The sequence below is a fragment of the Chthonomonas sp. genome (assembly GCF_035294505.1).
In the GTDB taxonomy this organism is placed as follows: Bacteria; Armatimonadota; Chthonomonadetes; order Chthonomonadales; family Chthonomonadaceae; genus Chthonomonas.
In genome coordinates, this window is sequence record NZ_DATGKU010000162.1 from 1 (window position 1) to 9,652 (window position 9,652).

General features: G+C 57.6%; 5 protein-coding genes. 3 read left to right on the forward strand and 2 right to left on the reverse strand.

Features of this window, described 5'->3' with window-relative positions:
• Positions 1-3,400, forward strand: a 3,400-nt coding sequence (gene smc / locus VKV18_RS09060) for a chromosome segregation protein SMC (protein WP_324203884.1), incomplete at its 5' end; no start/stop codon positions are given.
• Positions 3,400-4,227, forward strand: a complete 828-nt coding sequence (locus tag VKV18_RS09065; RefSeq protein ID WP_324203885.1) for a twin-arginine translocation signal domain-containing protein — start codon at positions 3,400-3,402, stop codon at positions 4,225-4,227. The genes smc and VKV18_RS09065, both read left to right, overlap by 1 nt.
• Here VKV18_RS09065 and VKV18_RS09070 read toward each other — a convergent pair.
• Positions 4,211-5,146 carry a cobalamin-binding protein gene (locus tag VKV18_RS09070; protein WP_324203886.1) on the reverse strand — a complete coding sequence of 312 codons (936 nt, stop codon included), beginning with the start codon at positions 5,144-5,146 and terminating at the stop codon, positions 4,211-4,213. The genes VKV18_RS09065 and VKV18_RS09070 overlap by 17 nt on opposite strands.
• Positions 5,147-6,592: 1,446 nt before the next feature.
• Between VKV18_RS09070 and VKV18_RS09075 the strand changes: the two genes are divergently transcribed.
• Positions 6,593-7,582, forward strand: a complete 990-nt coding sequence (locus VKV18_RS09075) for an ABC transporter ATP-binding protein (protein ID WP_324203887.1) — start codon at positions 6,593-6,595, stop codon at positions 7,580-7,582.
• A 352-nt stretch (positions 7,583-7,934) separates the two neighbouring features.
• Here VKV18_RS09075 and VKV18_RS09080 read toward each other — a convergent pair whose 3' ends face one another.
• Positions 7,935-9,467, reverse strand: coding sequence for a VanW family protein (locus tag VKV18_RS09080; protein WP_324203888.1), 1,533 nt, complete (start codon positions 9,465-9,467; stop codon positions 7,935-7,937).
• Positions 9,468-9,652: the final 185 nt, after the last annotated feature.

Genomic DNA, 9,652 nt, shown 5'->3' on the forward strand with positions numbered 1-9,652 from the left:
CATCTTCAGCGGCTCCGATAAACGCAAACCTCTCGGCATGGCAGAGGTGCGCCTTCTGCTCGATAACTCCGATCACTTTTTGCCCATCGCCTTCTCTGAAGTCAGCATCGCCCGACGCATCTATCGCTCCGGCGAAAGCCAGTACCTCATTAATGGCGCCCCCTGTCGCCTGAAAGACATCGTGGAACTGTTTTTAGATACCGGCGCCGGCGAAGGCGCCTACGCCGTCGTAGGCCAACAGGAGGTAGATGCCGTCCTCTCGGCACGCCCGGAAGATCGGCGGGAGCTGTTTGAGGAGGCTGCCGGAATAAAAAAATACCGTGTAAAAAAACGCGAGGCTTTGCGCAAGCTGGAAACGGCCGAGGCCAACCTCCAACGCGTGCGCGACATCCTTCGTGAGTTGGAGGCCCAAAAAGAACCCCTCGAGCGCCAAGCCATTGCCGCCCGCCGCTATCTCGGCTACCAAGAGCGCCTTCGCGAAATTGAGGTCGGTCTGCTTGTCGCCGAGGCAAAACAGGCCGATTATGAACTGTTCGGCATTCGCCAAGAGCAGGAGTTGGATCGTCAGGAGCTGCATCGCATCGAAACACTGCAGGCCCAGCTGGAACAGCACCTTGCCGAGCTAACGGAGCAAGTGCAGCAAGCCGAAGAGGCTTTAGAGATCGCGCGAACCAACTACCAAAACCTTCTCTCGACAACCGAGCGCACCCAAAGCCGCATGGCCGTTTTAGAGGAGCGCGCCCGTGCCGCCACACGCACCGAAGAACAGGCCCTTCACGAGATCGCCGATCTGGAAACGCAAAAAGAGCTGTTAGAACAGCTGATCACCTCCGAGGCCGAAGAGATCGCGCGCCTGCAAGCCGAATTGGCGGAACGGGAACAAGCATGGGCTGCCGAATGTGCCGCTCTGCAGGCTATGGAACAGACCGTTACCGAGATTTTACGGGAGCTGGAGGCCAGGCGAAGCCAACAACTTCGACGCGCCGAAGAGCGAGCCGGCCGCATCGCCGCTCTCGATGGGGTGAAAGCTCGCCTTGAAGAGACCCGTCAACAACTGGAAGCCCTGCAAAAGGAAGCGACTCTGCTACAAGAGCAACGCCTGCAAGCCGAGGAGCGCCTGCGCCAAATTGTTGCCGAACAAGAACAACGCAAAGCCCAACGGGACGAACTGCATCAAACCCAAGAGCATCTAGAGACTCAACAAAAAGCGCTGCAGGCGGAGGTAGATGCGTGCCGCAACCGCTGGGAAGCAGCCCGGCGTGCCTATTCCGAGCAGGCTGCACGCCTCTCGACCCTCGTCGAGCTGCAGGAAAGCTACGAAGGCTTCTATCACGGGGTGCGGGCACTCCTACAAGCCGCCCGAGCAGGCGCCGTTCGCGGCGAGTATCGCCCGGTGGTAGACCTCCTCATCGTCCCCGAACCCTACCGCATCGCTATTGAGGTCGCTTTGGGCAGCAGTCTACAAGACATCGTAACGCCCACAGAGGAGGAGGCCAAAGCCGGCATCGCCTGGCTGAAGCAACACAAAGCCGGGCGCGTTACCTTTCTGCCCCTTACCCTGCTACGCCCTGGCCGGCCACTCGACAACCTTCCCCCAGAGGAAGGGATCGAAGGAGTGGCCGCTGATCTCGTCGCTTTTGATGACCGCTACGCTCCGGCAATTCAGCTTCTACTGGGGCGCGTGGTGGTTGTGCGCGACCTAGACAAAGCCATTGCGCTCTCTCGCCGCCTTTCGGGCTGGTCGCGCATGGTTACCCTCGAAGGAGAGCTGCTTACTCCAGGAGGGGCGCTCACCGGTGGCTCGCTGCAAGGACGTGGTGCCCATCTGGTAGGGCGTAAAGGGGAGATAGATGACCTCAAAAATCGCTTGCCCGACCTACAAGCCGAAGCGGATCGGCTCGCCGTCCAACATAAGGAGTTGCTTCACAAACAGCAGGCGGTTGCGAAAGAGCATGGCCACCTTATGCAGGAGCTGGCGAATCTCGACCAAGCCATCGCCGCTGCCGCCGGCGCTCAGGCCGCAGCCGAAAGAGAGCTTGCCCGCCTCCAACGCCAGGAGATAGAGCACCAACAGGCTCAGCAGCTACTGCAAACCCGCCTTACAGAGCTAAAAAAAGAGCAGGAACGGCTTGAAAACCTCATCCTCTCTCGCCATGAGGACGATGCAGATGCCGAAAACGCTCTCATAGCGCTTCAACAAGCGGCCGAAGCTCGCACCGCCCAGCGCGATGCCCTCCGCAGCAAGGCCGCCCGACTAGAGGTAGAAACCACCGAACTTCGCACCCAACTTCAAGGGCTAAGGCGCTCACAGCAAGAGAGTCGACAGGCGCTCGAAGAGTTGCAACGCCGCCTCGAGCAACGCAAAAGCCTGCATGCTCAGGTACAGCAGGAAGAAGCCCAGGTGGCGGAGGAGAAGACGCGCTTGGCCGAACAGCTGCAACACACCCTCCGCCAACTGCAAGAGGCCGAACAGGCGGTACAGCAGAATGCAGCAAATCGCCAGCAGAAACTCGACGCCCACGCCAAAACCAACGAAGCGCTGCGGGAGGCGGCTCAACGCCATCGGGAGATCACGACGCACCTGCATGAAACGGAACTGCGCGTCGCCCGCCTCGAAATGCAGTTGTCTCAAGCCGCCGAAAGGCTACTTCAAGAGTACAATCTCCCGCTGCAGGAGGCCCTTGAATGCCAAGAAACCGTGGACGTTGACGACAATACCGCACGGGAAGTGGCACGCCTTCGCCGTGAAATACGGGCGATGGGCCACGTAAATACGGGAGCCATCGAGGAGTTCGAGCGGCTTACGGAACGCTGCGACTTTCTGGCAACCCAACAGGCCGATTTAGAGAAAAGCCGTGAAGGGCTGTTGACCACCATCGCCGAGATAGATGCCAGCACGCGCGACATCTTTCTGCAAACCTTCGAGGCCGTACGCGAAGAGTTCGACCGGCTCTTCAAACGCCTTTTCGGAGGTGGGAGCGCCCGACTGCTGCTTACAAACCCCAATGATCTGCTGGAAACCGGTATCGAGATCATCGCCCAACCCCCCGGCAAAAAGGCGCAAAGCCTTGCCCTTCTCTCCGGCGGAGAGCGGGCGCTGACCGCTATAGCCTTGCTTTTCGCCTTTTTATCCGTACGCCCCAGCCCCTTTGTCATCCTCGACGAGGTAGATGCCCCGCTCGATGGCGCCAATGTGGAGAAGTTTGTTCGGCTTGTGCGCGAATTCAGCGAACGAAGTCAGTTTTTAGTGATCACTCATAACCCCGTCACCATGGAGGCAGCCCCAACCTGGTACGGTGTCACGATGCGCGAACCGGGAGTAAGTAGTATTATAAGCTATCGTGTGCCCCAAATGGAGGAAACCGACCCGAAGGATCTATCGGAGGTGGGAAGTCCGTGATGGAACGCAGAGATTTTCTTAAAAGGCTTCTAGGAGGTGGCATCGCCCTCGCCGCCGGTGGCTGCGCCGCCCCCGTGCCGGGAACAGGAGCGGTTGGGGGTAAAAGCCTCACGGTCACCATGCGTTTCGCCGGCCCCATGAACCCCGCCTTCTACTACTTCTTCCTCATCAATCGCTATGGAGCTACCGGCAGCCTCACCGCTCGCGGGCCGGTGGCCGTCTATGCTCCCGGTCAAGGCGGCCTTGTGGGCTATGGCAACGGCTTCGCCACCGGCTCGCCGGGAAGCCTTGGCAGCCCACCCGACTACGGCCTTACAGACTACGTGCTCTATAACCAGAATCAGCCCGGCAGCATCGGCGTCTACCACTTCCCCGGCGACCCCAATATCCCTAACTCCGCCGTCTACCAGGGCATGCCCGCCCAGTACACCCTGCCCGATCTCACCAATCCGCAAGATATCGCAGGTGCCTCCTCGCTCTCTTTCCGGCTTCAGCTCTCTCAACTTATCACCGACACTTCCGACCCAAACCAAAAGGCGCAGGAGGCGGCAGCCATCCGCTATATCCAGGTGAACATCGTGGCCACAAACTATGTGCCGACCGACCAAAACTTTAGCGGTGTGAAAGAGGTAGATGCCATGGGAAATACACTCGATCCCACCCAAGAGAGCAGTTTCCTCACCATGGACCTAAGCCAAAACCGCACCTACACTTCCCAAGACACCACCACGCTACTCTCCCCGGAGCCGGCCGGCGATGTCTACCCGGCAGGCACCAAAAACGATGCCATAGATATCATCTATTGGTCTATCACGGTAAGTAGCTAAGGGCGGGTGCTCGCCACTGCAGCGCCGGAGGCAATCCTTCCGGCAAAGGGTGCACGTCCGGGTGAAGCGTGTGCGCTAAAATCTCTAGGCTATCCACAAGCCGCGGTCCGGGACGGCTGAAGTAGTGCGAACCGTTGATAATGTACACCTGCCCTGAACGTACACAAGGCAACTCCTGCCAATGGGGTCGGGCCTCTAAAAGGGGCATATCTTGAAGTGTCCGCTCGACGGTGTATCCGCAACAGGCGATCACGAGCACCTCAGGTTGCCAATGGAGCAGCTCCTCCCAATGCATGGTGCGTGAAGGGATACCCGCCTTTCCGATGCCCTCGATGCCTCCGGCAAGCGCAACGAGTTCGGGGCTCCAGTGCCCACAAGTAAAGGGAGGATCGATCCATTCCAGAAGCGTTACGCGCGGTTTATAGGCGATGCGTTCCGTCCGCTCCTTTACCGCCGCCACACGCGCCCTAAGAGAACGGACAAGTCGTTCGGCTGCCTCCTCGTGCTCTGTGGCCTCGCCCACGCTACGGATGGCCTCATACAGGTCTTCTAAACACATCGGCTCCAGGTTCACCACGCGGGGCGCTCCCGGCAGCCGGCACGCTGCCGCACGCACCTCGGCCTCCGCCACGGCACAAACATCGCATAAGGCCTGCGTAATGATAAGGTCGGGACGCAGCTGCTCTAACACCTCCATGTTCAGGGTATAGAGGGCCCTATCGGTTTTAAGGCGCTCTCGCACCAACGCATCTATCTCGGCGCTGGTGGCGTTATGGGGGATGAGTGTTTTGGTGACCTTCGGTAACTGCTGTACAAACGGCGGATAGTCGCACTCATGCGTTACCCCTACTAGCTGATCTCCCAACCCAAGCGCGCAGATGATCTCCGTGGCACTTGGCAACAACGACACGATTCGCATCGGACTACCTCCTCTCCCAATGACTGCAACATTTTACCCACTCTCCTCGCTTCGTTGGGTAAAAGGATGAACAGCTGTCATTTCGAGCCGATGCCACAACTGTCATTTCGAGCCGAAGGCGAGAAATCTTATGTTTCCATTCCCATCCGTTCTAAGGGAAAGGGGTGGGGCTGGTGAGACTGCCAGCTTCACGGTTCTAGAGGCAGTTAGCAAAGCAAGTCAGCCTTGTTCGCCCCCTATCCCGTCCTTTCGTCTTCCAGACAGCAACGCAGCGGTCTTGCAGACAGCAACGCAGCGGCCAGAGAGATGGGCTTTGAAGGAAACGGTTCTGGCCGCTGAGGCGTTTATTGTGTCTTACTATTGAAGAAAGGGGGCGGTTGTGTTGAGTTTCCGAAGGGAAGGTTATCAAAGGAAACCCCTAGTGAACTTATTGGTCTCCCCTCTCACTGATAGGGGGAGGGGAAGGGCGTCGGCCTTGAGGGGCGGGGGGGTGGGGGCTTGAAGAGCTGGTGACACGACTGTCCTTTCCAACCACAGCCGAGATAAACAACTGTCATTTCGAGCCGAAGGCGAGAAATCTTGTGTTTCCATTCCCACCGGTTCTGAGGGGAAGGGGAGAGGCTACAGAGACTGCCAGCTTCACGGTTCTAGAGGCAGTTAGCAAAGCAAGTCAGCCTTGTTCGCCCCCTATCCCATCCTTTCCCCCTATTAGGGAGAAAGGGGGCGGTTGTGTTGAGTTTCCGAAGAGAAGGTTATCCAAGGAAACCCCTAGTGAACTTATCGGTCTCCCCTCTCGCTGATAGGGGGAGGGTTGGGAAGGGGTTTTAAGAGCCGAAGGCTACCGTCCTTTCGACCCGAAGACGAGATAAACAACTGTCATTTCGAGCCGAAGGCGAGAAATCTTAAGTTTCCATTCCCACCGGTTCTGAGGGAAAGGGGTGGGGCTGGTGAGACTGCCAGCTTCACGGTTCTAGAGGAAGTTGGCTAAGCAAGCCTATCTTATTCGCCCCCTATCCCATCCTTTCCGTCCTCGCGGACGGCAACGCAGCGGCCAGAGAGACAGGCGGTGAAGGAAGCGCTTCAGGCCGCTGTGACGCCCACCGCGAGGGGCCTCTCCCTAATGGGGGGTGGGGGCTTGAAGAGCCGGTGACACGACTGTCCTCTCCAACCACAGCCGAGATAAACAACTGTCCTTTCGAGCTGATGCCACAACTGTCATTTCGAGCCGAAGGCGAGAAATCTTAAGTTTCCATTCCCACCGGTTCTGAGGGGAAGGGGAGAGGCTACAGACTGTAGGAGCACGGTGACCGTGCCCCTTTTGCTAATCTCCCCTCCCCCCCCCCAATGGGGGGGTAAGAGGGTGGGGCTGTAGGGGTAACCCTTAGCGAATAGCCCAAAACTTAGGTACATTATCATCAAAGGCCTTAATGCGATGAGGGGTACGTCGTGGAAGATAACGTGCTGTTGCAAGTAGATGACTTGCGTAAAACTTACGACGATGTTACGGCTGTGGACGGAGTCAGCTTTTCCATTAAAAAGGGCGAGATATTCGGCCTACTGGGGCCCAATGGCGCCGGCAAAACCACCATCATCCACATGCTCGCCGGCATCTTGCCCCCCACCTCCGGGCGGATTCTTTTTGAAAGTGTGCCCTACCGATCCACCCCAGAGGAGCGCAGCCGGTTGGGGGTGGTACCGCAGGAGTTAGCCATCTATGCCAAACTCACCGGCAGAGAAAACCTTTTCTTCTTCGGCAGGCTCTACGGTCTGCATGGTTCCATGCTCGCGCACCGCGTGGCCGAAGTGCTTGAACTTGTTGGTCTTTCCGAGCATGCCGACCGCCTTGTGGAGAAGTATTCCGGTGGCATGAAGCGTCGTCTCAATCTAGCCGCAGGGCTGCTGCATGCGCCCCAGCTTCTCCTGCTAGATGAACCCACCGTGGGAGTCGATCCGCAGTCACGCAATCACATCTTTGAGGGAATTCGCGCTCTGAATCGAAACGGGCTTACCATTCTCTACACCAGTCACTACATGGAGGAGGTGCAACTGCTTTGCGATCGCGTAGGTATCATAGACCGCGGCAAGCTTATCGCCTGCGACACCGTGGCCAACCTTATCGCCCGTCAGGGTGGCTCGGCCATCGAGCTGGTGATCGAGGGGAAAGCGGCCGGCCTTGAATCGCTGCCGAGCGACGACGAGCTGACAGCAGCTCTTGCCTCGATCCCCCTTGTGGACACCATTGAGGTAAAGAAAGTCTCGCAGGACGCCCTTAGCCAACACGTCATCACGGTATATAGTGCAAAACCCCATCAGGCTTTACCTGAAATGGTGCGGCTCCTAAATTCCTACTCCCTTCCCATCGTCTCCATCAACATCAAACAACCTACTTTAGAGGACGTTTTTCTTTCGCTTACTGGCAAGCATCTGCGAGATTAGGTACAGATGGGATAGGGGACGAATAAGATAGGCTTGCTTATCAGCCCCCACCCCCCCGCCCCTCCCCCCATTGGGGAGAGGCCCCTCGCCGTGGGCAACTCAGCGGCCACTACAACTTCCATGATCGTCTATCTCACTGGCCGCTGCATCGCCGTGCGCTAGCACCTCCCGAATCGGGGGAAAGGACGGGATAGGGGGCGAACAAGGCTGACTTGCTTTGCTAACTGCCTCTAGAACCGTGAAGCCGGCAGTCTCTGCAGCCCCACCCCTTTCCCTCAGCGGCCTGTGTCGTTCCCTTCATCGTCTATCTCTCTGGCCGCTGCGTTGCTGTCTGCAAGACGAAAGGATAGGGTTAGGGTGGCGTAGGAAGTTGAGCAGGCTGTGGGGTCGGCGGGCGTTGTGTTGGGGGTGGAGTGAGACGCCCTCTCACACCAACACGCACGATCTCCGGTTGCGCTTCATAGTGTGACGGAATCACATCTCGGCTCACCACCTTGCCGTCTATGCGGACGATCTGATACCACACGGTGCGCACATCCGGGCGCCCCTCCTGTTCCACAATCCGACGCCCCGGCGGCAGTTTGGGATCATGAATAATCTCTACGGGTACATCGCCCTCATGAAGGCGTCCGCGCACGAGTTCCACTTTGCGATTCGGATCGACGTGTCCAAAAATATCGAATGTCAGTAAGCCTCTACGCGTCCGACCGATGATGTAGACGGGATAGGGCAAACTGTTCTGGAAGCGCATATCCAGCTCCCCATAGGCGACGGTTGCATCACGACCGGTGGGAATGCCCCCATCGGAAACGGGAAACGAGTGGTGATTGCGAAGCACGGTTTTTAACCCAGCCTTCAGGGCGGCATTGTAAAGGGTGCCGGATACTTGGCAGATTCCACCCCCCACCCCCGGTTGCAACTTTCCGTGAATAATAACAGGCGCCACATCGAAACCGCTGGACAGCACGCGAGGCCCTACGGTTTCGTTAAAGGAAAAGATTTGGCCGGGCAATAACAGGGTTCCATCAATTTTTTCGGTAGCCACCTCGATGTTATGCCCTCGCTTCCCCTCATCATACCAGGTGCTATAAGATGAGAGCTTTCCATTTATGGTGCGCAAGAGGTCATAAGTAATGCGCGGCTGTACCACTTGGGTAGGCAGGTTGAGATCGAGTAGATTGCCAGAGTTTCCTGTTGTTATCGCATCGCTCCCGCCTCTCGTATCTGTGCTTGAAGAAGATAACGTGTTGAACTGCTGCCAAGCGTTGGTTACGATTGGTGCAGCTGCGTCTACATCTATGGCCTGCCCGGGCACCTCATGTTTTAGCCCAAAACCTCCCTTCGGAAGCAACACGATCTTCGCATTGATGGGTGGAACCTGCGTGAGATGCGCCACATGAGTCAGCGCCTCGTGAAGCTGTTTCTGATCGACCGTGATCGTGGGCGTAATAGGGGTGTCCGGTTTGGATGGCCTTACCAGAGCGGCTATTTTAGATAGCCAGCTTGTTTGTCCGGCCTGCTCTGCGGCTTGGAGCGTGGTGTCGACATCAATGCCAAGTCCCAGCGTTCTCGCCCGTATCGAGATCGGGGGGCTGTTGGCTATCCCTTGAGCATGCAGAGTAAAGAGCGTTGCGCACCTATCCTGCGCCCACTGCAGTATCGCGTCCCTCGCCGCCGCCGGCGTCTTGCCGCCAAGGTCTAGCGTAAAGAGATGAACGCCGGGAGCGATAGCATCTTCGGAGTGGAGGCGATGAGAGTACAGAAAAAATAGAGAACTGCCAATTGCCAACAGCGGAAGCGGTAGGAGAAAGAAAAGGCTCAGTAGCCCCTTTCCTTGGCGCCACACGGATATACGTTGCAATAGGTTCCGATCCGAGCGAGACATTACATCAACCTCCAGCTCAATAATTCGGTATTGAAGGCGTTCATGGCTCGTTTCGCTCTCCTTCATGGCAATGGCAGCAGCACGGAGCTACCTCTTGCGGGGCATCGTAAGGCACGTTAGCGGCAGAGAGTTGCCTTTCCATGCGCAGAATAAGCTCCTCAAGCCTCTCATTATGCTGCTCGAGC